Consider the following 21,269-nt stretch of genomic DNA (forward strand, 5'->3'; position numbering starts at 1 on the left):
ATTAACGCATCAAGGAGAAATTCATGTCGGGTCAAGGTTCAGGCGGTAATGTACTGGCGGCGATTTGTAGCTTTTTTATTCCAGGTCTTGGCCAGCTGGTACAGGGCAGAATACTGGCGGCATTGCTGTTTTTTATTCTGGTTTCAGGCTGTTATGCCTTAGCGGCCACAGTGATCTTAATTTTCATGTGGGTCCCTGGTGCCATCCTGCATTTGTGGTCGATTGTGGATGCCGCCAAATTCAAAGGCGGTGACTGATGCGGGCCCTGATTGCCCTCATCTTTGCGCTGACACTCGGCGGCTGTCAATCGGCCTACTATGCCGCCATGGAGAAGGTCGGCATTGAGAAGCGCGATATTCTTGTGGACAGAGTTGAAGAAGCCAAAGACGCTCAGCAAGAAGCCCAGCAACAATTCAGTTCTGCCTTGGAGCAGTTCAGCCAGCTGATCCAATTTGACGGCGGCCAGTTACAGGATGTCTATGACGACCTGAAGGCCCAGTATGAAGCCAGCGAAGAATCGGCAAAGCGAGTCTCCGAGCGTATCGACAAGGTAGAGTCCGTAGCAGAAGCCCTTTTCGATGAATGGCAGCAGGAGCTTGAAGAGTACAGCAATGAAAAGTTGCGCCGTGACAGTAGTCGCAAGCTCAAAGAAACACGCAATCGCTATCAGAAGCTGTTAAGCACCTTACGCAAGACAGAAAGCAAAATGGCGCCGGTGCTGACTGCGTTGAATGACAATGTGCTTTATCTAAAGCACAACCTCAATGCCAGCGCCATCGGAGCCTTGCAAGGCGAGTTCAGCGGCATCAAGCGTGAGATTGAGCAGCTAATTAAAGAAATGAATAAGTCTATTGCGCAATCCAATGACTTTATCGCCAGCATGCAACAATAAATGATGCCCTAGCCTTGCTAGGGCTCTTGCCCGTCATAGTCGGCAGGCTGCTTCTCCTCGGATAATGCTTCCACCTGCACGGTAAACTCTGCACCCAGCAACACCACCATCCAGGATAAATACACCCAGACAAACAGAATGGGAACCGCCGCCAGTGCGCCGTAGATAACCTGATAAGAAGGGAAGCTACTGACATACACGGCAAAGCCTTTTTTTGATAACTCAAACAACAAGGTCGCCAGTAGCGCCCCTGCGGCACCATGACGCGAGCGAATCGTTTTATTGGGAACAATCATATAGAGCAGGAAAAACGCACCTAAGGAGGTCATAAACGGCACCAGCTTTAATAACACTGTGGTGATCCCCGGCGTATATTCTTCGGCAAAGGCCGCCAGCCCCACTAAATAAGAGCTGATAGCCAAGCCAGTCCCAATCAGCAGCGGGCCCAGTGTCAGCACCATCCAGTAAATAGCAAAAGTAAAAATCGGGCGTCTTTCGCTGGGCGTATGCCAGATCCGGTTCAGGGTCTTGTCCACATTAGAAATGAGCAGTAATGCCACTACCACCAGCGCCAGTATGCTGACCGCACTCATTTGCGAAGCATTGCCGACAAATTCACTGACATATTTCTGTACCACCCCACCGGCATGAGGCACAAAGTTTTCAAAGATGAAGGATTCCAGCTTGCTGCTGGCAGAGCCGAAGGCCGGAAAGGCTGACAAAATGGTGAAAAACACCATAATAAAGGGCACTAATGACAACAACGACACATAGGCTAGATGGCCGGCGGATACGGCAATTTGGTCTTCCTGACACCGTTTAAGAGTTCGCCGAATCAACAACCAGGCATTGTTGCCGAGGCTCTTGATTCGCGCCTGAACCTGCTTATCCACTTTTGCCACGCCGCACTCCTAACTCGCTGTTTAAAATACAGTTTACTCCGGATCCGCGCGCAATCCCAACATATGGCAAATGGCGTAACTCAGCTCACATCGGTTTAGGGTGTAGAAATGAAAATTTCTGACCCCCTCTTTGGCCAGCACTTTGACCATATCCATGGCAATACTGGCACCAAGCAGGTTACGGGTGGTCTGGTCGCCTTCTTCGAGGCCCTGAAACATCTTGTGTAACCAGCTGGGCACATGCACGTTGGTCATCTGCGCAAAACGGACCAAGGTCTGATAGTTGGTCACCGGCAAAATACCAGGCACGATTTCCAAATCGATGCCGGCCGCTGCGGCGCGGTCACGAAAGCGCAAGAACACTTCGGCATCGAAGAAAAACTGGGTAATGGCCTGATTGGCTCCCGCCTCGGCTTTACGTTTAAGATTTAACAGATCGAATTGTCCATTGGGCGCCTCTGGGTGAATTTCTGGATAAGCCGCCACCGAGATATCGAAATCGGCCACATCCTTTAATAACTTCACCAAATCCACCGCATAAAAATCAGTTTTGTTCACACCCTGAGGAAGATCACCGCGCAGCGCCACAATACGGCGAATACCCGCCTGCCAATAGTCTTTGGCAATGGTAATTAGCTCATCACGACTGGCATCGACACAGGTAAGATGCGGTGCAGCGGCGACCCCGGTCTGTGCCTGAATCCGTTTGACTACTTCGTGAGTGCGATGACGCTCCCCACTGTTAGCACCATAGGTCACAGACATGTAGGATGGCTTTAAGGGTGCCAATCGCTGCACCGAATGCCACAGGGTTTTCTCCATCTGCTCGGTCTTAGGTGGAAAAAACTCAAAGGAAACAGAGATATTGCGCAGTTCAGACATGGATTGGTTCAGCGCATCAATACCCTGGGCGTAGGAAACCATATGGTGCTCCTGTTAAAATTAGACCTATGGACGTTTAGACGTCCAAATCTACCCATCTTCTGTCCAGACATCAAGATGTTTAGGCATCCATGATTGACTGAATCTTTGCAACAGTTAGAATTTCGCCTTCTAACATAAAACGAAAAGGCAATTGTATGGCCCAGTGGAACGGCGAATATATTCACCCGTACGCCGAACACGGTAAGAAAAGTGAGCAGGTCAAAAAGATCACCGTCTCCATTCCCTTGAAAGTACTCAAGGTGCTTACCGATGAACGTACCCGCCGACAAATAAACAATTTGCGTCATGCCACCAATTCGGAGCTGTTATGCGAAGCCTTCCTGCATGCCTTTACCGGCCAGCCGCTTCCCAATGACGCTGATCTGCAAAAAGACAATCCAAGAAAGATCCCCGCTCAGGCCCGCGCCATTATGGAATCCATGGGCATCGATGTGGATGCATTGGAAACCGAGCAAGACTGACATCCCCGAATCGGAGCGCCTGGCGCTCCGAACTCTGTTTAATTTATATCGACAGATTAACCAAAACGCACCATTTCTTTGCCAAGGTCTTGGCAACATGCTGGACTAAGCTAACACCTTGGAACATCAACAGTGTTATGCGGGAGAGGTATGGAATCCCTTATTCAAGCATTTGGACTAAAGCCTCATCCTGAAGGCGGCTACTACCGGGAAGTTTATCGCAGTCAAGAGAAGGTCTTGTCACCCAAAAATGGCAAACCGCGACAAGCGCTGACCCATATTTATTATCTGCTGCAAGCGGGTGACGTCAGCCGATTCCACCGGGTTAGTCATGATGAAGTTTGGAACTTTTACGCCGGCGCCCCATTGTTATTGCACGAAACAGACGGACACAGCGTAAATGATATTAAGCTCGGTCCGGGTCAGCCAGATTACTGTTGGGTAGTGCAAGGGGGACTTTACCAGGCCGCGCGAAGCACCGGTGAGTACAGTTTGGTGGGCTGTTCGGTGGCACCGGGATTTGATTTCGCTGACTTTAATTTTATCCAGCCCCAATCCCAGCTGGATTACTTTATTCGCCAACATCATCCACAGCTAAGTATGTTCCTGTGAATACCTCGGGCACTTCGCTTTTTGCAATGGGCAATTCTCTGTATAAAAACACAGGTCAGCTGGTATACTGCGGCCATTGTCCACCAGACCGATTTTGCCAATGGATGTGTCCGCTCTTCTCGATTCCCTCAACGATAAACAGCGCCAGGCCGTAGCCGCTCCGCCCACCGATATGCTGGTGCTGGCCGGTGCCGGTAGTGGTAAAACCCGGGTGCTGGTGCATCGCATGGCCTGGTTGATGGATGTAGAGGGGATCTCTCCTTATGGCTTACTGGCGGTCACCTTTACTAACAAGGCTGCCCGGGAAATGCGCAGCCGGGTAGAGGCGCTGATGCGCACCTCTTTACAGGGCATGTGGATAGGCACCTTTCATGGCCTTGCCCACCGTCTGCTACGTACCCATTACCAGGAAGCCGGGTTGCCGGAGAATTTCCAGATTCTGGACTCAGACGATCAGCACCGCTTGATCCGCCGCGTGTTAAAAGCCCTTAATCTGGATGAGAAGCACTGGTCGCCTAAGCAGGTGCAATGGTATATCAACGGCAACAAAGACGAAGGCCTGCGCGCCCAGCATATCGAAACCCATGGCGATGCCATCCAGACTCGCATGCGCGAGATTTACCAGGCTTATCAGGACACCTGCGATCGCTCTGGCTTAGTGGATTTTGCCGAGCTTTTACTGCGCGCCCACGAACTCTGGGTCAATCATCCGCGCATCCTGCAGCATTATCAGCAGCGCTTTCGCGCCATTCTGGTGGATGAATTCCAGGATACCAACAACATTCAATACGCCTGGCTGCGCCTGCTTAGCTGCGACAGCAACAATATGATGATTGTGGGCGATGACGATCAGTCTATCTATGGCTGGCGCGGCGCCAATGTAGACAACATTCAGCACTTTTTGCGTGATGCCAAAGATCCCCTGACCATCCGTCTTGAGCAAAATTACCGCTCCACCGGGCGAATCCTCAAAGCCGCTAATGCCGTCATTGAAAACAACCATGAGCGCCTGGGCAAGAAGCTCTGGACCGAGGGTAGCGAAGGCGAACCCATCTCTCTGTACGCAGCCTTTAATGAAACCGACGAAGCCCGATTTGTGGTCTCGCAAATTCGCGCCTGGCACGAGCAAGGCGGCGCGCTCAGCGATTGTGCCGTGCTGTATCGCAATAACGCCCAGTCGCGGGTACTGGAAGAAGGCATGCTGCATGAGGGCCTAGCCTATCGGATTTACGGCGGCCTGCGCTTCTTCGAACGCCAGGAAGTCAAAGATGCCTTGGGTTACCTGCGTATGATCAATCAGCCGTTGGATGACGCCGCGTTCGAACGTGTGGTCAATACCCCCGCCCGTGGCATAGGTGAACGCACCCTGGAGCAGGTTCGCGAAGCGGCCAAGGCAACCGAACAATCCATGTGGCAAGCCACCATGCTGATGCTGCGCGAAAAGCGCCTGTCCGGCAGAGCCGCCAATGCCCTGCAAAGCTTTGTGGATCTGATCCTTAAGCTACAGGAAGAGATGCCCGGCTTGACGCTGGACAAACAAGCCGATCAGGTGATCAGGCAATCCGGCTTGTATGCCATGTACCAGGCCGAAAAAGGCGAGAAGGCGCAGGCCAGAATTGAGAACCTGGAAGAACTGGTCAGTGCCTGTAAAGAATACGAAGTCCCGGAAGATGCCGAAGGCATGACGCCCCTGGCCGCCTTCTTGGCCCACGCTTCACTGGAAGCCGGTGAAACCCAGGCCGACAGCCATCAGGATGCCGTGCAGATGATGACCATGCATAGCGCTAAAGGTTTGGAGTTCCCCTTGGTGGTGCTCGCCGGTGTAGAAGAAGGAATGTTCCCAAGCATGATGACCAACGAGGAGCCGGGACGTCTCGAAGAAGAACGTCGGCTCTGCTACGTAGGCATGACCCGCGCTATGCAAAAACTCATTATCACCTATGCGGAAAGTCGCCGGGTTTACGGGCAGGACAAATACCATACGCCATCGCGTTTTATCCGTGAGATCCCATCAGACTGTATCGAAGAGATACGCCTACGGAAAACCCAGGTCAGCCGGCCGGTGCAAAACCGTTTCCAGCCGGCCACTTCGCATACGGCTTTTGAATCCACCGGCTTTACCCTGGGACAACGGGTGATGCACCCTAAATTCGGCGAAGGCACCGTGCTTAACTACGAAGGCAGCGGTGAACACGCCAGGGTACAGGTGAATTTCAGTGACGTAGGCAGCAAGTGGTTGGTACTGGCCTACGCCCGTCTGAGTGCATGTTAGGAGCGAGCCAGCGCGGCCTTCTGTGCCTTACGGTTTTGCCGGAAATGGCGCAAAGAGTCGAAACTGAATAGCGCCAGGCCACTCCACACCAAAGCAAAGGTGAGCAGCCGTTCCTGATGCAAAGGCTCGTTGTATAGCAATACCGCCAGCACAAACATGATGCTCGGGCCGATATACTGAAAGAAGCCAAGAGTGGAGTACATAATGCGCCGCGCCGCGCCGGTAAAGCACAGTAGTGGTGCAGTGGTGACAATACCGGCGCAGATAAGGGTGATATTCAGTGCCATGTCATTTTCCAGCATATTGCTGGCGGGGCTGGCAAACCATATCCAGTAAACGATAGCAAAAGGCATCATCAGCAGGGTTTCCAGCATCAGCCCCGGCAAGGAGTCCACCGCCACCTGTTTACGCAATAGCCCGTACACACCAAAACTGCCGGCCAGCGCCAGCGCTATCCAGGGTACCTGGCCAAAAGACACCACCAGAATCAACACTCCGGCAACGGCCAGGCCTACGGCGTATTTTTGCAAACGGCGTAACCGCTCGCCAAGGAATAGTCGGCCCAAGGCCACATTCAACAGGGGATTAATATAGTATCCCAGGCTGGCATCCAGCAGATGATCGTTATTCACCGCCCAGATAAACAGCAACCAGTTTCCGGCCAGCAATAAGCCGGATATCAGCAATATTTTCATCACCTTGGGATTGGCCACAGCTTGGCGAACTTTACTGATCTGTCCCAGCAACACCACCAGCACCACCAGAATAAGCGCTGACCAAACAATACGGTGCAGCAGGATATCGGGTGCTGGCACTTCCAACAGCATCTTAAAATACATAGGCGCAACGCCCCACATGCTGTATGCAGCGATAGCGAGGAGCACGCCGGTTTGGGCTTTACGGTCGGTCATAGTGTTGGAAGCATAAGCGGACAGGGCGTCAATATCCGCCATCAGGGGCAATGGTGCAAACAAAAGCTGCTATGGCTTGCCATTAGCAAAACTTATCTACTGTTATGCCGTGCGTTAGGTGTCTTAGGTCAGCCGCTAACGACATTCGGCATTGTTATGCTTTTTGATTTTTACAAAATAACCAGGGACAGGATTTTCTAAATGGGGGAGAGGATGCGGTTTATCCTTAACCCTTGCTTCTTTCCTGATGCTTCTACCCAGTCTGACAGACAGCTATGCGCAAGGAATAGTCATTTGCCTCATGAGAATCACTCTCCTAAGTGATTCTGGTATGCACCTATTGGCTAGAACATTGAATTGTTAGCCACCTGAGAGAGTGCCAAGCTATCAAATTTAACTGTATGCATGAACAGTGTCTGTGTTATCGTGCTCTGAAAGAAAAACAATACTTAAGGTAATAATATGTTGCTGGATTTAGAGCCGAATGCACCGCAAGATTTTGACTTCATAATTGGTGATTGGAATGTAAAGCATCGCCGTTTAAAGGATATTCTAAATGGCGGTGAAGAATGGATTGAATTTAGCGGATTATCTTCAACGGTTCATACCCTTGGTGGTTTTGGAAATATCGAAGATGTCAAACTTCATTTCCCTGATTCCTCAGTAAGAGCAAAAGCTGTTCGTTCATATAATTCTGAAACAGGTGAGTGGTCAATTTGGTGGCTTGATGGTCGATGCCCAAGCGCACTGGATACGCCCGTGGTTGGCAAGTTCTCCGATGGAGTAGGACGTTTCTATGCAGATGAAATCTACAATGACACGCCAATAAAAATAAGGTTTCTTTGGAACTCGAGTGACCCCAAAAAGCCCACTTGGGAACAGGCGTTTTCCAAAGATAATGGTGAAACCTGGGAAACAAATTGGATAATGGAATTTTCTCCCAAGAATTAGGGCGTTGTCAGTGGCGAAGTGCAGGAAATGGTAATGTTCATATCCATGATGACGTTCACCTAGGTAAGCCTCTGGGCGGCGCTTTCTACTCCACCGAAAGCCCTGCTACGGCATCCATGCTTACGCCCTGCGGGCCAGTTGCGCTGTTCTATTTCGCTCCTGGCGAAATAGTTCCGTAAATCGCGCTGCGATATGCCACAGGCATACCGGTCGGTGTTGGGTCCGAGCTGTCACCCGTCCGTGGGACTGCGCCCAGCCGCGCCATCCACGGCGCGTCGTTCATCGCTTCGCGAGTGATGTTAAATCACTCGCGATTGTCTCCGACAACCGCTCTTCACCCCACCATATATGTGCCGGTGCCGAAGGCGATATGTTCGCCGTCCTGGTTATGCAGTTCCATGCGGCAAACCGCGACGCGGCTGCCTTTGCGGATCACGCTGGCGGTGGCGATAAACTCCGAGCCTTTGCCGGGCCTTAGATAATCAATACGCATATCGATGGTGCCAATCTTGGAGAGTTTTCGGTGAAAGTCTTCCAGACTGACTTCGCGAAGGTCCCTAACTACATGCAAAATGGCCATCAGCCCACCTACAGTATCCAGTACCGAGGCCGTGACGCCGCCATGCAGAATCTTCTGGATGGGATTGCCCATTAATTTATCGTCCCAGGGCAAGCGCACTTCCACCCCCTCACCGTCGAACTGGCTGATTTGTAGTCCCAGCAGGCGATTAAAGGGCAACCTGTCGCGAAACAAGTCGGTTACATATTCGCAAAGCTGTTGGCTGGTAAATAATGCTTCTTCAGCCATACAAAGACTCCTTTTATAATTCAAGGGCTTGAGTTTGCCAGTATATTCGCTGCTGGCAAGCGCCTGGCACCGTCCAGCAGCTTCCTTTACACTAGGCGCCCAGTTAAATGCCGTACTTATAAAACTTTGTCCCTGCAGATTCCTTCCACCAGCCAAACACAGACCACACCCTTGGATACATTGCGCCAAGTGTTTGGCTATAACAGTTTCAGGCCTGGTCAGGAGGACGTAATCCAGGCCTGCCTTAACGGACAAGACAGTCTGGTGCTGATGCCCACCGGTGGTGGCAAATCGCTGTGTTACCAAATTCCCGCGTTGCTGATGGACGGATTGACGATAGTGGTGTCTCCGTTGATCTCGCTGATGAAAGATCAGGTGGATGCGCTGCTGACCAGTGGTGTCAGCGCCGCCTATCTGACCTCAGCTCTCTCCCGTCCCGAGCAACTGCAAGTATTAAAGGGAGTTCAGGATTATCAGTACAAGCTGCTGTATGTGGCGCCAGAGCGTCTGATGCAACCGGACTTTATTCGACGCTTACAGGATTTAAACCTCAGCCTGTTTGCCGTGGATGAAGCCCACTGCGTCTCCCATTGGGGGCATGATTTTCGCCAGGACTACTGTCAACTCGGGCAATTAAAGTCCTTTTTCCCTGATGTGCCCGTCATGGGGCTCACCGCCACTGCCGATGCGGCCACCCGTCAGGATATTTTGCATCAGCTTTGCCTGGATGCCCCCTTCGTTTACCAAGGCAGCTTCGACAGACCCAATATCCGCTATACCCAACTGCAAAAGTACCGCCCCATGGAGCAACTAAGCAGCTATATCGACGGTCAGGAAGGCAGCGGCATTGTTTACTGTAACAGCCGTAAGAAGGTCGACGACATCAGCGCCAAACTGGCCCAGCGCGGTATCTCCTGTGCCGGATACCATGCCGGTATGGAAACCAGCGAGCGAGAATGGGCACAACGCGCCTTTATCCAAGACAATATCGATGTCATCGTTGCCACCGTGGCTTTTGGTATGGGCATCAACAAGCCCAACGTGCGTTTTGTGGTGCACTATGACTTGCCGCGCACCATTGAATCCTACTACCAGGAAACCGGTCGCGCCGGCAGGGACGGTATGCCCGCCGAAGCCCTGCTGCTGTTTGATGAAAAAGATGTGGCCAGAAACCGGGAATGGATAGGCCTAAACGAAAACCTGCAGCGTCAACAGGTGGAATTACAGCGCTTTGCAGCCATGGAGGCCTTTGCCGAAACCCAGACCTGCCGACGCCAGGTACTGCTGAATTATTTTGGTGAGTATCAGGCCAAGGCTTGCGGCAACTGCGATATTTGCTTAGATCCCCCAAAAAGTTTTGACGGAACTCTGGCCGCCCAGAAACTGCTTTCCTGCCTCTATCGTCTTGAGCAGCAAGTAGCCAGTCAGTACCTGATCGATGTTCTGCGCGGCAAGAAACTCAAGCGCATTATCGAGAATGGCCATGATCAACTCAGCACCTATGGCATTGGTAGTGACGAATCCGATGCCTATTGGCACAACCTGATTAACCAGTTGATCCACCAAGGCTTTATTCGTGTGGATATCACCCAAAATGCGATGCTCAAACTCAACGAAGCGGCCAGATGGGTATTAAAGGGCGAGCAAAGCGTGAGTCTGGCGGTACCCCGTATTACCCTGAATTTGGGACGCAAGAGCAGCAGCGAGGGGCGCAATCATGACAAAGTCTTGTTTGCCAAACTCAAACGCCTGCGCAAAGCCATTGCCGAGGAAGAAGAAGTGCCACCTTTTGTGGTCTTTAACGATATGACCTTGTCACAAATGGCGCAGCTATTGCCCACCAACGATGCAGAGTTACTGAACGTCAGTGGCGTTGGCCAGTCCAAGCTGCAACGCTATGGACCGGCCTTTTTGGCCGCCATTCAGGAACATATGGCTGAACAGTAAATCAGCCTTTGGGATCGAGGCTGGCATAGTAGGCGGCCAGATTGGCAATATCTTCATCACTAAGCGGTTTTGCCATGGGCGTCATCACCATGTTTTTACGCTCGCCATCACGATAAGCTTTCAGCTGCAATACAAGGTACTGTTCCTTCTGTCCGGCCAAATTTGGGTACATGGGAATAACGGAGATTCCGTTACTACCATGACAAACCACACAAGTGGCTGATTTTGCTTTACCAGCTGCAATATCCGCCGCCTGCACCGGCAAAAATGCTGCCACCGTCAAAAAAGCCAGAAACTGCTTCATCGGTAAATCTCCTTACAATGTTCATCTTATTGAGGAAGTTGATATTACAATACCCCAATTTGATGGCAGGCAAAGGGCACTGGCCTTTTTTATTCGCCATCTTGCAGGACGGCCCAAAAAGCAAAGATATGTTAAACAATGCCAATAGCAAACACACGACCAGGCCAAGTCGCAGCAAATCCCTGGAGATATTATGCAGCAGTTAGTGCTTCACGAAAGCCAAGTGCAGATCAATGGCGATCTATTGATGTTGGACTGCTACCCACTGACTCAGTCCATGGGCCTTAACGCATTTTCTCATCTGCTTTGTGAAACATTGGCAACAAGACCATTGGAGCTGGAGCAAGGCGCCGATCGTCAGCAGTGCCATTTCAGTTTCGCTAACAGCCGCTGGGTGCTTTGTATCGAGCAGCTGTGTGAGGCGGTTTGGATTGAACCACTAGGGGCTGCCGACCTTAATAATCTGCGAAACACGCTGCTTGGGCTTTCATAGCCACACAAAGTTATTATACTGGTCAGACTATCAGGGATACCGTTAGCCATTCATTTGAAAGCATTTTGCCGTCTACTTTTACTTTTCTCATTTTGGGTTGTGCACAGTGCTGTCGCCCAACAAGAGATCCCGTCTGTCAATCTGGACGAACAAACCTTACAGCTGGATCTGCTTCCCAATCTGCAATTTCTGCGTACTGACAGCACCAATCAGCTATCCACAGTGCAAACGCTCGACGGCTGGACACGCTCCGGTGATTTCAGTCCTTTACCCCAAAACCAAAGCCTGTGGGCAAGAATCAGTCTTCATCAACAAAGTAACGGCAGTATGCGCTATGGACTGCTGCTGGCTAATCCAACCTTGGACGAAGTGGATGTCTATCTGCTGGACGACAAAGGCCGCATACGCCGTTCTCTGTTGATGGGTGCCAGTCGGCCATTTTCTGCCCGGGAACTAAACCATCGGGACTTTCTGGTACCGCTGGAACTGCTGCCCGGCGATAAAATGGATGTTTACATCAGAATTAACGACAAAGGCCCATTGGTATTGCCCATTAAATTGTGGCGATACAGTGAATTGATCGGCCAGGAACAACTTAATCTGGCGCTGCTGGGTGTTGTCGGCGGCGCCTTGATCATGCTGGCCCTTTATTATTTGGTGTCCTACACCCTGCTGCACAGCCCTGTGCGCTTCTGGTTTTCCCTCTCAAACCTTTGCTTTTTGCTGCTGTTCCTGAATGTGGAAGGCATATTGGCGCAAATGCTGCGGATCTCAGCCTTTATCTCTGAGCTGACCCTGGTGTTGGTCGCATTCGCCTTAACGGCCTCGGCTAAAGTGGCGCATTTGATGCTGGTAAAGGTACCCGCATACTGGCGCTATTGTTCGTATATTTTGTCGCTGTTACTACTGGCCACCCCTTTTGTGTTGGACCAATACTGGCAAATCATCGCTGCCATCGGTTTTGCCGGTGCCAGCTTGTGCTTGCAATTGCTGCTGGCCTGGCAGTTCAGAGACAAAGGCCATGGCCGCCCCAACCGCTTGTATGCCATTGGTTGGTCTACCGTTGCCCTGGCTTGTCTGCTCAGCAGCGGTTTGTATTTGCTGGGCATGGTGCTTGAAGAGAAACAGGGGCTTATTCTGACCTTTGTGGCCTTGTTTGGTGTGCTGTTAATAGCCCTGGCGGTTGAAATCCACGAACAGGGTAAAGCGCTCTCCCACTATGAGTTGCAACGCAGCACCATCAGTGATTTACGTCGTTTTTACGACCTGTTCCGAAACTCTGCAGAAGGTCTGTATACCTCGACCCTTAACGGTAAGCTGATCACTACCAATCCCGCGATGTGTTCCTTGTTTGGTTATGAAAACGAACAGCAAATGCTTTCGGAATGCCGCAACACATCGCAGTTGTATGCCAATCAGGCCGATCGGCAAGCCTTGCTGGAAGAAATCAAGAAAAACGGCGTGGTGCTGGGTAAAGAAATACGCGGGGTAAAGCGCAACGGTTCCGAGTTTTGGTTCTCGATTTCCGTGCAAATGCGCCGTGAAAACAAAGAAGAATTCATGTTTGGGGCAATTGCCGATATCACCGAGCGCAAAGAATCCAATATGAGCCTGGAATATATGGCGACCCATGACCCTCTGACGGGTGTATACAACCGACGGGAGTTCGAACGCCGCCTGCGCAAAGCACTGCGCAACGCCGAGAGTCAGGATTCTGAGCTGACCCTGCTGTATATGGACTTGGATCAATTTAAGGTAGTCAACGATACCTGCGGCCACAAAGCAGGCGATGTGCTGATTAAGCAGCTCTCTCAGCAACTCAATCAGGTGGTGGAAACAAAAGGTTTGCTGGCGCGCTTGGGCGGTGACGAATTTGGTGTATTGCTGGAATCGGATCAAGCCAACGACCAAAACGCCTATCTGCTGGCTAACAAGATCCTCAATGTGGTGCAGCAATTTCGTTTCTTTTGGGAGAATCGCATTTTCACCCTGGGGATCAGCATTGGTTTGGTGCCCTACACAAAACAAGTGCATAGTCCCGAACAGCTGCTGAGCATGGCGGATTCAGCTTGTTATATGGCCAAGGAGCAAGGGCGTAATCAAATCCACACTTACTCCAAAAAAGACGACAAGATCCAACGCTACGAAACTGAGTTGCATTGGGTGTCTTTAATCAACAAGGCGCTGACGGAAAACCGCTTCGAGCTGTATTACCAGCACTACCACCCCCTGGCCAAACTGGCACAAGGCTACCACTACGAAATTCTGTTACGCATGCAAGGCGATGAAGGGGAGCAACTGGTCTCTCCCGGCTTGTTTATGCCAGCCGCAGAGCGCTACAACCTCACGGCACAAATTGACCGCTGGGTGATTGAGCACTATTTCCAGTGGCTTTCTCAAAATCCTGAGCACAAGGAACAACTGATTCGGGCCAATATTAACTTGTCCGGGCACTCCCTCGGCGATAAAGAATTGCGCTTGTTTGTGCTCAATGCCTTTGAAAAATACGGTATCCCTTACCAAAAAGTCTGCTTTGAAATCACCGAGAGTATGGCCATCATCAAAATGGATGAGACCTTGCAGTTTATTAAGACTTTCCACCAACTGGGCTGCCGTTTTGCACTGGATGATTTTGGTAGCGGCTTCTCCTCCTACGGCTATCTCAAATCACTGCCGGTCAATTACGTTAAAATTGACGGTGGGTTTGTAAAAGACCTGCTCAACGACCCGGTGAGCATGGCCATGGTCAGTTCTATCAAAGAAGTGGCCAAAGCCATGGGTATGAAAACCGTGGCCGAGTTTGTGGAAAGCAAAGAGATCATGGTCGAGCTAGGCAAGATGGGGGTGGACTATGCCCAAGGCTATGGCGTTGCCAAACCTGCGGCACTCAGTGAATTCCAGCCACTGACCAGCGGTTGATCGGCGCTGTAGTTGATAAAAATTGCAGCAAATAAGGCAAAAGCCGGGATTTACGGGCGAATTTGAATTTTCATTCAAGCCCTTTGCCGCTATATTGTGCGCGCGAGACTACACTTAGGCGAGTAACAGTATTAGCGACATGATGAAACAAGCGGATCCCCTTTACGACTATATCAGTTCTGCCAAATTACCCACCCGTTTGGGACAGTTCACTATCCATGGCTTTGTGGAACTGGCTACCGACCAGGAGCATGTCGCCTTGTCTTATGGCCAATGGCAACCGGGTGAAGTCATCCCCATCCGCATCCATTCAGAATGTTTAACCGGCGACGCGTTATTCAGTACCCGCTGTGACTGCGGTTTTCAGTTGGAAAAGGCGCTGCAGAATATCGTTGAGCAAGGTAAAGGCGTACTCTTGTATTTGCGCCAGGAAGGTCGCGGCATTGGCTTACTCAACAAGATCCGTGCTTACCATTTGCAAGACAACGGCATGGATACGGTGGAAGCCAATGAACACCTGGGCTTTGATGCCGACCTGCGCGATTACCGCATCTGCAAATACATGCTGGATTGTCTCAAGGTCAAAAAGGTACGCCTGATGACCAATAACCCCAGAAAAATCCAGGCCCTTCGTGACCTGGGCATTGATGTGGTCGAGCGCACCCCCATCGACCACGGTATCACTCAGGAAAACAAAGGCTACCTGCGCACCAAAACCCAGAAATTGGGCCACGAATTCGACCCCCATCTGCTCAAGTAAGTCCACTGAAGGTTCTGCTTGCCAGCAGGCAGAGCCTCAAGTTAGGCTAATTTAACATTCCATTTCCAATGGGCCTTATGAACGCCGCCTCAGAAGACACTGTATTGCTGCTGAATAAACAGCAATTGCTTGCCATTATCCAGGCACAATCGCGCATTATCGGGCAAAACCTGAAACTGGATCAGGTGATGAACAAGATGGCTGAATTGGCGCAGGACCTAACTTACGCCGATGGTGCGGTAGTGGAATTAGAAGAAGGCGATCAGATGGTATATCGGGCCGCCACCGGCAAAGCCACCGAACAATTGGGGATGCGCCTGAATAAAAGCACCAGCTTGTCCGGCTTATGCTTAAAAGAAAACAAAGTACTTTATTGTGAAGACGCAGACAGTGATCCGCGTGTGGACAAACAGGCCTGTGCGCGGGTGGGCCTTCGCTCCATGCTTGTTGTGCCCTTGCAGCACGAGCAACAATGCTTTGGCGTGCTGAAAGTGTTTTCACCTAAAGAAAAAGCCTTCGATGATGTGGATGTGCAGGTACTTAACATGGTCGCCCATGTGGTTGCCGCGGCCATTAATGCTTCCCTGACACAACAGCAAGGCCTGGCAGAATAGATGACAACTACCAATAGCGGTTTTGCCCTCAAGCTGATTGACGATCCAGAAGCCGGCTTTGCGGAGCGCCTGCAACGGCTCTCCAAACCCATGCCCAGCCCTAAACCCGGGCATGTACTGATTAAGATGCTGGCCTCACCGGTGAATCCCTCCGATCTGGTCTATTTACGTGGTCAATACGGCTTGCCGCCAAAGGACAATACTTTTGCCGGTTTTGAGGGCTGTGGCCTGGTGGTGGACGCCAATGCCGGGCTCTACGGAAAATGGTTAAAAGGCAAGAGAGTAGCGGTAGCCGCACAGCCCGGCATCGATGGCGTATGGGCACAATATGCTTGTACATTAGCCAGTTACTGCTTACCGGTAAGAGACGACATTGATGATGCCCAAGCAGCAACACTGATTGTCAATCCTTGCACTGTGGTTTGCTTGCTTGACAGAGCCAAGGCTCTGGGAGCCAAGGCCGTTGTTATCAATGCTGCAGCCAGTCAGGTGGGCAAAGGTCTTATCCGCTATGCTCAGCGGCTGAATATCAAAACCATCGCCACCGTGCGTAGTGAGACGAATCTGAATGTAGTTCGTAACTTGGGGGCGACCCATGCTTTGCTGACCACAGACCAGGACTTTAGCATGCAGCTAAAAGCCGCCGTTGAGGCCACGGGCGCCACAGTCCTGTTAGATGCAGTTGCGGAAAAAGAGACACCAAGAGTGCTCAAACAGATGCCTCAGGGCAGTACGGCCATTCTCTATGGACGCCTGGAAGAAACCCATGATCCCTTGGGAGGCCATTTTAGCGTGGCCGATGTGATTTTCCGGGATATTCGCATTGAGGGATTCTGGCTGGCACGCACCATAAAGAACATGCCTATCTGGCGAGTGATTCAAATGAATAGAAGGGTCCAGCAACTCTTTGCCGAGGGCATTTTTCACACCGATATTCGTGGTCAATATGGCTTTGATTCCTTCTTACCTGCCCTTGAGCACTATGCTGAGCATAAGAGCGACGGCAAGGTAATTTTGAGGCCTTGGGACTAGTCTTTTCTCTGTTGCTGTTTCCAGGGCCAACTGCCTTCCACTTCCAAATGCAGCATTAGTCCCAGAAATGCCCGAATCAAAATTATCAAACCCAGAATCATCAGATTTTCCAGGGAATCGGCGACCACCACAGTGCGGATAATGTCCCCTGCTATCAGAAACTCCAATCCGAGGATAATCGAACGCCCGATATTCTGTCGGTAGCATTGATAGGCCTGCCCTTGTGGTAACAATCTGTAACCGCGCAGGAAGTGAACAGTGGATACCAAAGCGCCAACCACGATGACTATTACACCGAAAGCTTCGATTGAATAACCAATCAGGGTGATCCAATTAACAAACTCCCCGAGAAAACCGTTTTGCATCGCATCGTTCCCTTCAGGTGACCGCTTGCCTTGCCACTCATTTTGGCGCCATTGCAGATAGAAAGTCGCTCAACCTCGCCTCAGAATCGTCCAACATCAACGGAATCTTGACCACCTCGGCCAACTCTCTTTCTATCACTGTCTTAAACAGCACCGCCACTTCTACTGCTATGGCTTCACAGCCGGCTTTCTCAAAGGCCCTGTACGCATCTCCCAGCGCCTTCAGGCCATCCGGTGTCAAGGCCGCCAGATTTCGTGGATGTTCAAATAACAACCACTGATTGAGGCAAGCAGCCATAGCCAACACCGCGTCCCTATATCGCTCGATACCGTATTGATTAAAGCTGTCTATCGGGTAGCTATGAACAGTCTTATCTATCAACGTCAGGCTGAAAGTACCATGCTCTTTCATCTCAGCATCCTACTCGATATCTGCCCAAAAAATGTTCTTTGAAACTAACAATGTTCTGTATTGCAGACATTATTCTCTCTCTAAAAGCCAGTCTATGGCCTCTTTCTCATGCGCAAAATTCTTTAGATGATGACCGGCCGATGTGGCGATCCCTTCGATCAAATCTTGTTTGTACTGAGACAGTTTGACCACCCTTGCGATACGAAATTTGCTGAAGAGTCTCTTTAGACTATGCATAACGGCCATCAGTGCTGCACTGTCATAGTCCAACTCCAGGCCGGTACCATCCACCAGCAGCTTATTGCAATGGTGCTGGTCGGCCAGTTCTTGCAAGGAGTGATAGGCTGAAACAATATCTTCAGGACGTGCGAGACCTTTAAAGACCGCGTGCACATACTCTTGTGCGGCATTGTACTTAGCGTCGATTTCCAAACCCATCAGGTCAGCCACAGCATTGCTCAGATATACACATTCCAGCAGAAAATTGGCGATATTCCAGTGTCTTAACCCAAGTCCGTTAATAGGGCAGGAAGTTAAAGGCGTACTCCAAAGTGGTTCTGGTCACATTCTGTTGACCAAAATCTATCATCCCAATGCGGGCCAGCAGCTTTTGTTCCAAATCGGGCATCTTTAATTCGCTGTCCAGTAAGGTAACTTCAGAGAGTCGGCCGTCAGGCTCAATCACCAGTTTCACCAGCATCTTGCCCTGCAGTGCAGGATCCTGGCGCAGCGCACGCCGATACAAGGCATACACAGCGCCTTTATTGGCATCTAAAACTTTACGAATTGACTCCAGGCTGCGATCACCGACGATATCTTTTTCCTGCTCGATACGCTTGGCTGCAAGTGAGACAGAGCCTTCATTCGGCGCCACATATTCAGTGGTCTTATGTCCGGCCATTTCCCCTTTTGCACCGATATTACTGCTGACATTGGCCTGCGTCAGTCCGCCACTGGCAGTCTCTACGGTTTTACCAATATGCTTGCGCTGGGTTTGCTCGGCCTTGCCGGCTCCCTCGATAGTTTTGGTATTGGCCAGGTTTTCCACATTCAGGCTCTGACGCATACTGGCCAAATCATCGGTAAAAGCTAATAGACCACTTTGCTTGGCATTCTCTTTAGCCTGCTGCAATTTTTCTGCCTCGGTAGGCTGTGCTATCGGCTTGGGTTCGGTTTTGGGTTTCTCTACCGGCTTGGGCTTTTCCACCGGTTTAGGTGGGGGCGGCACCTCTTTGGGCGGCTCTTCTACCTTGGGCGGTTCGATTTTCTGGGGCTCGGGTTTGACTTCCGGCGGTGGTAATTCCTTGGCTTTGATTAACTTGGCCAATTGCGGTGGTAACCTTTCCTGCTCTTCACGGGTTTGTGGAGGCAGCTCCACCAGCTTGACCCAAACCGCCAGCAATAAGGTCAAGGCCAGGGCAATCAGGGTAAACTGGCGAAAGCGCTTATTTTCCTGAGCGCCACTGCTCCAAGGCAGTTGAGCTTGCAATGTGGTGCTGCTCATGGCGCCACTCCGCCCGGGGCTTCTTTATGCTCAACGGCCAGGGCAATTTCCGTGTAACCGGCTTCGGCACAAGTCTGCATAATCTTTTTCAACAGGGCATAGGGCACGGCCTGATCACCCATGATGGTGATTTGTCTGCCGATTTGTTCTTCCCCTTCAGCAACAGGCGTTTTTTGTGCATGACGAGTTAGCTCTGCCATCAGAGGCGCAATCAGGTCTTCGCCACTGGCAAGAACAGCATCCACATCCACCAGTTTTTGCCCCTGCAACACCAGTTGCTGGTTATTGACCATCAGCAGCAGGGTTTCCTTGGCCGGGGTATTGGCGCCGGAGGTGGGTAACTGCACCGATTTATGGGTTTGCAGCACCTGCACATCTGAGGCATTCAGCATCAGGAAAAACACTAAGATGGTAAAAATATCCATCAATGACACCAGGCTCAGTTTAGCCTGGTTAGATAGGCGTTTGTGGTGGCGCTCCATGCGCTTGGCCCTGACCGACTGTTTCATTGGGCCTCCACTGCGGACGCTTCCTGCAAGCGCGCTTTGATGGCGTCCACATCGCCGGGAATATCGGCAAAAGACACCTGTGGGAAGAGCTCTGCCTCCACCACCGAGGCCACCACCACATCGGGATAGGAGCGGGTGGTATCTAATAGCGAAATCAGGCTTTGATAATTCACACTGTCATCCACCAGCAGGGTCAGATCTTTCTTATCGACGTTTTTCGCCAGCAGGCTTTGCTTTATCTGCCGCAAGGTGAGTTGCAAGCTGTCATAGTCCTGAGTGGCGTCTGCGCTATCGGCAGGCACCGTCAGCGGAATGTCTTTGACCAGGTACCCTTGCGGAAAATACACCGCCATACCGGCATTGGTGACTACCACTTCGATCTGCTGATTCTCAATGGACTCGCCTTCGCCCAGACTTTCCAAACCGGGCAGCGCCAGCTCCACCACGGTGATGCGGGAAAACACCATCATCATCAACAGCACCGGCACCAGCACGATCATCAGGTTCATAAAGGACGTGATGTCGAGCTCGGCGTCGGGGCGCGCCAGGCGCTTGCGTTTACCCAGCATTTACTGATCCGAACTGCGGGTCTTAGGTTGAATGCCGTTTCTGGCGATCAGCAGGTTGAGGCACTTGACCCCGGCCATCTCCATGCTGTCAATAATCTCGGTAGTGCGGGTCTGTAAAATGCTGTGCAAACCCAGCAGCGGAATGGCCGCAATCAAACCGAAAGCGGTGGTGTTCATGGCCACCGAAATACTCTGCGACAGCAAGCTGGCTTTTTCGGCCGGATCGGCATTGGCCACCGCCGAGAAGGCGGCAATCAGACCGATAATGGTACCCAAAAGGCCCAGCAAGGTAGAAATATTGGCCAGAGTGCCCAGATAGCCGGTACGTTTTTCCAGTCTGGGAATAGTTTCCATCAACCCTTCTTCCATGGCGTACTCGATATCCTCACGGCGAGGACTGATGCCCAGGCGGCTGATACCGGCAGCAATCACCCGGCCAATAGGCGCATCGCTGCGCTCGCCGAACTGAATAACCTGCTCGTACTGGCTTTTCAGTAACAGCGGCTCAAGCTCAGCAAAAGCCTTTTTGTTGGTGCGTCTGGCAAAGGACAGAAAAAGATAACGCTCCACCGCAATGGCCAGGCCCAGGGCCAGGACAATGGCGATAGGAAACATAAAGGGACCGCCTTCTTGAAAAAAACGAACCACAACAGTGCTGATATCCATGGAAATTCCTCTGTTACTAGTCTGAAGGCAACCGGACAAATCCGGCTTTCACTTCTGCATGCTGCTATTTAACCTGATTTATTGTTGTTTTTCGGTATGGTTGATGCCTTGTGCGGCGGCGTCCTGCATACCTAAATGTTCTGCGCCAAGACGTTGCCATAGCCGCTGCTCCGCCATAAAAGCGTTGCGTTCCAAAGGCTTGGGTGGATTCAGCGCCGGCGTCCACTCCCCCGGCCCCTGCACGGTGCGATGTCTTGGCAATTGCCAGGGCACCAGCGACATCACCCGCGGCTGTTCTTTATCACCACGGATAGTGGTTTCCAGCTTTAATACCTGAGCGTCTTCATCAACGGGCTCTTGCGCCATCACCGGTAGCACCACCAGTAGCAAGGCCAGTAAACCGCTTTGTTTGGCAGTCATC

The 21,269-nt window shown here is 51.3% G+C and carries 25 protein-coding genes; 12 read left to right on the plus strand and 13 right to left on the minus strand.

Features of this window, described 5'->3' with window-relative positions:
* The first annotated feature begins 23 nt into the window (after positions 1–23).
* Together P2G88_RS06170 and P2G88_RS06175 are read left to right on the plus strand one after the other, a co-directional pair.
* The gene (locus P2G88_RS06170; RefSeq protein WP_275794894.1) at positions 24–257 is read left to right on the plus strand and encodes a hypothetical protein; all 234 of its coding nucleotides are present in this window, start codon (positions 24–26) and stop codon (positions 255–257) included.
* On the plus strand, positions 257–892 hold the full coding sequence (locus P2G88_RS06175) for a DUF2959 domain-containing protein (protein ID WP_275794895.1): 636 nt from the start codon (positions 257–259) through the stop codon (positions 890–892). The genes P2G88_RS06170 and P2G88_RS06175 overlap by 1 nt, the downstream gene beginning before the upstream one ends.
* 17 nt (positions 893–909) lie before the next feature.
* Here the strand turns inward: P2G88_RS06175 and P2G88_RS06180 are convergent, their stop codons facing one another.
* Both P2G88_RS06180 and metF read right to left on the minus strand, forming a co-directional pair.
* Positions 910–1,794, minus strand: a complete 885-nt coding sequence (locus P2G88_RS06180; RefSeq protein ID WP_275794897.1) for a virulence factor BrkB family protein — start codon at positions 1,792–1,794, stop codon at positions 910–912.
* A gap of 33 nt (positions 1,795–1,827) precedes the next feature.
* Positions 1,828–2,718 (minus strand): methylenetetrahydrofolate reductase, encoded by an 891-nt coding sequence (gene metF / locus P2G88_RS06185; RefSeq protein ID WP_275794898.1) that lies wholly within the window; start codon positions 2,716–2,718, stop codon positions 1,828–1,830.
* 155 nt (positions 2,719–2,873) lie between these two features.
* On the opposite strand from metF, the gene metJ reads away from it, so the two are divergent.
* The 3 genes from metJ (at position 2,874) to uvrD (ending at position 6,084) form a co-directional block, all read left to right on the plus strand.
* Positions 2,874–3,200, plus strand: a complete 327-nt coding sequence (metJ, locus tag P2G88_RS06190) for a met regulon transcriptional regulator MetJ (RefSeq protein ID WP_275794899.1) — start codon at positions 2,874–2,876, stop codon at positions 3,198–3,200.
* Between the two features lie 150 nt (positions 3,201–3,350).
* Complete coding sequence (locus P2G88_RS06195) at positions 3,351–3,812, plus strand: cupin domain-containing protein (RefSeq protein WP_275794900.1); 462 nt, start codon at positions 3,351–3,353, stop codon at positions 3,810–3,812.
* Between the two features lie 100 nt (positions 3,813–3,912).
* Positions 3,913–6,084 (plus strand): DNA helicase II, encoded by a 2,172-nt coding sequence (gene uvrD, locus P2G88_RS06200; protein WP_275795075.1) that lies wholly within the window; start codon positions 3,913–3,915, stop codon positions 6,082–6,084.
* Here uvrD and rarD read toward each other — a convergent pair.
* The gene (gene rarD / locus P2G88_RS06205) at positions 6,081–6,995 is read right to left on the minus strand and encodes an EamA family transporter RarD (RefSeq protein WP_275795076.1); all 915 of its coding nucleotides are present in this window, start codon (positions 6,993–6,995) and stop codon (positions 6,081–6,083) included. The two genes, uvrD and rarD, sit on opposite strands and share 4 nt — an antisense overlap.
* Before the next feature lie 462 nt (positions 6,996–7,457).
* Between rarD and P2G88_RS06210 the strand changes: the two genes are divergently transcribed.
* Positions 7,458–7,946: a DUF1579 domain-containing protein gene (locus P2G88_RS06210; protein ID WP_275794901.1), complete on the plus strand. Its 489-nt coding sequence runs from the start codon at positions 7,458–7,460 to the stop codon at positions 7,944–7,946.
* Positions 7,947–8,280: 334 nt separating this feature from the next.
* Here P2G88_RS06210 and P2G88_RS06215 read toward each other — a convergent pair whose 3' ends face one another.
* Positions 8,281–8,754, minus strand: a complete 474-nt coding sequence (locus P2G88_RS06215; protein ID WP_275794902.1) for a thioesterase family protein — start codon at positions 8,752–8,754, stop codon at positions 8,281–8,283.
* A gap of 171 nt (positions 8,755–8,925) precedes the next feature.
* On the opposite strand from P2G88_RS06215, the gene recQ reads away from it, so the two are divergent.
* Positions 8,926–10,701 carry a DNA helicase RecQ gene (recQ, locus tag P2G88_RS06220; protein WP_275794904.1) on the plus strand — a complete coding sequence of 592 codons (1,776 nt, stop codon included), beginning with the start codon at positions 8,926–8,928 and terminating at the stop codon, positions 10,699–10,701.
* Position 10,702: 1 nt separating this feature from the next.
* On the opposite strand, the gene P2G88_RS06225 is transcribed toward recQ, so the two are convergent.
* On the minus strand, positions 10,703–11,005 hold the full coding sequence (locus P2G88_RS06225) for a cytochrome c (protein ID WP_275794906.1): 303 nt from the start codon (positions 11,003–11,005) through the stop codon (positions 10,703–10,705).
* A gap of 193 nt (positions 11,006–11,198) precedes the next feature.
* Between P2G88_RS06225 and P2G88_RS06230 the strand changes: the two genes are divergently transcribed.
* The 5 genes from P2G88_RS06230 to P2G88_RS06250 all read left to right on the plus strand — a co-directional run bounded on the left by P2G88_RS06230 (position 11,199) and on the right by P2G88_RS06250 (position 16,823).
* A complete protein-coding gene (locus P2G88_RS06230) occupies positions 11,199–11,498 on the plus strand; it encodes a DUF3630 family protein (protein WP_275794908.1) in 300 nt (99 codons plus the stop codon).
* Positions 11,499–11,597: 99 nt separating this feature from the next.
* Positions 11,598–14,417, plus strand: a complete 2,820-nt coding sequence (locus P2G88_RS06235) for an EAL domain-containing protein (RefSeq protein ID WP_275794909.1) — start codon at positions 11,598–11,600, stop codon at positions 14,415–14,417.
* 142 nt (positions 14,418–14,559) lie between these two features.
* Positions 14,560–15,177 carry a GTP cyclohydrolase II gene (gene ribA / locus P2G88_RS06240; RefSeq protein WP_275795077.1) on the plus strand — a complete coding sequence of 206 codons (618 nt, stop codon included), beginning with the start codon at positions 14,560–14,562 and terminating at the stop codon, positions 15,175–15,177.
* 77 nt (positions 15,178–15,254) lie between these two features.
* Positions 15,255–15,791, plus strand: coding sequence for a GAF domain-containing protein (locus tag P2G88_RS06245; RefSeq protein WP_275794910.1), 537 nt, complete (start codon positions 15,255–15,257; stop codon positions 15,789–15,791).
* Positions 15,792–16,823 (plus strand): zinc-binding dehydrogenase, encoded by a 1,032-nt coding sequence (locus tag P2G88_RS06250; RefSeq protein WP_275794911.1) that lies wholly within the window; start codon positions 15,792–15,794, stop codon positions 16,821–16,823.
* Here the strand turns inward: P2G88_RS06250 and P2G88_RS06255 are convergent.
* From P2G88_RS06255 to P2G88_RS06290, 8 genes are all read right to left on the minus strand, one after another.
* Positions 16,820–17,188: a DUF1622 domain-containing protein gene (locus tag P2G88_RS06255; protein ID WP_275794913.1), complete on the minus strand. Its 369-nt coding sequence runs from the start codon at positions 17,186–17,188 to the stop codon at positions 16,820–16,822. The genes P2G88_RS06250 and P2G88_RS06255 overlap by 4 nt on opposite strands.
* A 37-nt stretch (positions 17,189–17,225) precedes the next feature.
* A complete protein-coding gene (locus P2G88_RS06260; RefSeq protein ID WP_275794914.1) occupies positions 17,226–17,600 on the minus strand; it encodes a hypothetical protein in 375 nt (124 codons plus the stop codon).
* A 69-nt stretch (positions 17,601–17,669) separates the two neighbouring features.
* Complete coding sequence (locus P2G88_RS06265) at positions 17,670–18,050, minus strand: hypothetical protein (RefSeq protein ID WP_275794915.1); 381 nt, start codon at positions 18,048–18,050, stop codon at positions 17,670–17,672.
* Positions 18,051–18,117: 67 nt separating this feature from the next.
* On the minus strand, positions 18,118–19,104 hold the full coding sequence (locus P2G88_RS06270; RefSeq protein WP_275794916.1) for an AgmX/PglI C-terminal domain-containing protein: 987 nt from the start codon (positions 19,102–19,104) through the stop codon (positions 18,118–18,120).
* Positions 19,101–19,613, minus strand: coding sequence for a biopolymer transporter ExbD (locus P2G88_RS06275; protein ID WP_275794917.1), 513 nt, complete (start codon positions 19,611–19,613; stop codon positions 19,101–19,103). The genes P2G88_RS06270 and P2G88_RS06275 overlap by 4 nt, the downstream gene beginning before the upstream one ends.
* Complete coding sequence (locus P2G88_RS06280) at positions 19,610–20,182, minus strand: biopolymer transporter ExbD (RefSeq protein WP_275794920.1); 573 nt, start codon at positions 20,180–20,182, stop codon at positions 19,610–19,612. Before P2G88_RS06280 ends, P2G88_RS06275 begins: the two co-directional genes overlap by 4 nt.
* Positions 20,183–20,848: a MotA/TolQ/ExbB proton channel family protein gene (locus tag P2G88_RS06285; RefSeq protein ID WP_275794921.1), complete on the minus strand. Its 666-nt coding sequence runs from the start codon at positions 20,846–20,848 to the stop codon at positions 20,183–20,185. It lies immediately after the preceding gene.
* Positions 20,849–20,926: 78 nt separating this feature from the next.
* Positions 20,927–21,268 (minus strand): hypothetical protein, encoded by a 342-nt coding sequence (locus P2G88_RS06290; RefSeq protein WP_275794922.1) that lies wholly within the window; start codon positions 21,266–21,268, stop codon positions 20,927–20,929.
* Position 21,269: the final 1 nt, after the last annotated feature.

Source organism: Aliiglaciecola sp. CAU 1673 (assembly GCF_029223185.1).
In the GTDB taxonomy this organism is placed as follows: Bacteria; Pseudomonadota; Gammaproteobacteria; order Enterobacterales; family Alteromonadaceae; genus Bowmanella.

Excerpts from the sequence above, each read along its gene's own strand:
- P2G88_RS06245 (WP_275794910.1), top strand. The coding sequence starts at position 15,255 with ATGAACGCCGCCTCAGAAGACACTGTATTGCTGCTGAATAAACAGCAA.
- P2G88_RS06210 (WP_275794901.1), top strand. The coding sequence starts at position 7,458 with ATGTTGCTGGATTTAGAGCCGAATGCACCGCAAGATTTTGACTTCATA.
- uvrD (WP_275795075.1), top strand. The coding sequence starts at position 3,913 with ATGGATGTGTCCGCTCTTCTCGATTCCCTCAACGATAAACAGCGCCAG.
- ribA (WP_275795077.1), top strand. The coding sequence starts at position 14,560 with ATGAAACAAGCGGATCCCCTTTACGACTATATCAGTTCTGCCAAATTA.
- P2G88_RS06260 (WP_275794914.1), bottom strand. The coding sequence starts at position 17,600 with ATGAAAGAGCATGGTACTTTCAGCCTGACGTTGATAGATAAGACTGTT.
- P2G88_RS06230 (WP_275794908.1), top strand. The coding sequence starts at position 11,199 with ATGCAGCAGTTAGTGCTTCACGAAAGCCAAGTGCAGATCAATGGCGAT.
- P2G88_RS06255 (WP_275794913.1), bottom strand. The coding sequence starts at position 17,188 with ATGCAAAACGGTTTTCTCGGGGAGTTTGTTAATTGGATCACCCTGATT.
- P2G88_RS06275 (WP_275794917.1), bottom strand. The coding sequence starts at position 19,613 with ATGAAACAGTCGGTCAGGGCCAAGCGCATGGAGCGCCACCACAAACGC.
- P2G88_RS06290 (WP_275794922.1), bottom strand. The coding sequence starts at position 21,268 with ATGACTGCCAAACAAAGCGGTTTACTGGCCTTGCTACTGGTGGTGCTA.
- metF (WP_275794898.1), bottom strand. The coding sequence starts at position 2,718 with ATGGTTTCCTACGCCCAGGGTATTGATGCGCTGAACCAATCCATGTCT.
- P2G88_RS06170 (WP_275794894.1), top strand. The coding sequence starts at position 24 with ATGTCGGGTCAAGGTTCAGGCGGTAATGTACTGGCGGCGATTTGTAGC.
- P2G88_RS06215 (WP_275794902.1), bottom strand. The coding sequence starts at position 8,754 with ATGGCTGAAGAAGCATTATTTACCAGCCAACAGCTTTGCGAATATGTA.
- P2G88_RS06250 (WP_275794911.1), top strand. The coding sequence starts at position 15,792 with ATGACAACTACCAATAGCGGTTTTGCCCTCAAGCTGATTGACGATCCA.
- P2G88_RS06195 (WP_275794900.1), top strand. The coding sequence starts at position 3,351 with ATGGAATCCCTTATTCAAGCATTTGGACTAAAGCCTCATCCTGAAGGC.
- P2G88_RS06285 (WP_275794921.1), bottom strand. The coding sequence starts at position 20,848 with ATGGATATCAGCACTGTTGTGGTTCGTTTTTTTCAAGAAGGCGGTCCC.
- P2G88_RS06270 (WP_275794916.1), bottom strand. The coding sequence starts at position 19,104 with ATGAGCAGCACCACATTGCAAGCTCAACTGCCTTGGAGCAGTGGCGCT.
- P2G88_RS06280 (WP_275794920.1), bottom strand. The coding sequence starts at position 20,182 with ATGCTGGGTAAACGCAAGCGCCTGGCGCGCCCCGACGCCGAGCTCGAC.
- rarD (WP_275795076.1), bottom strand. The coding sequence starts at position 6,995 with ATGACCGACCGTAAAGCCCAAACCGGCGTGCTCCTCGCTATCGCTGCA.
- P2G88_RS06175 (WP_275794895.1), top strand. The coding sequence starts at position 257 with ATGCGGGCCCTGATTGCCCTCATCTTTGCGCTGACACTCGGCGGCTGT.
- metJ (WP_275794899.1), top strand. The coding sequence starts at position 2,874 with ATGGCCCAGTGGAACGGCGAATATATTCACCCGTACGCCGAACACGGT.
- P2G88_RS06225 (WP_275794906.1), bottom strand. The coding sequence starts at position 11,005 with ATGAAGCAGTTTCTGGCTTTTTTGACGGTGGCAGCATTTTTGCCGGTG.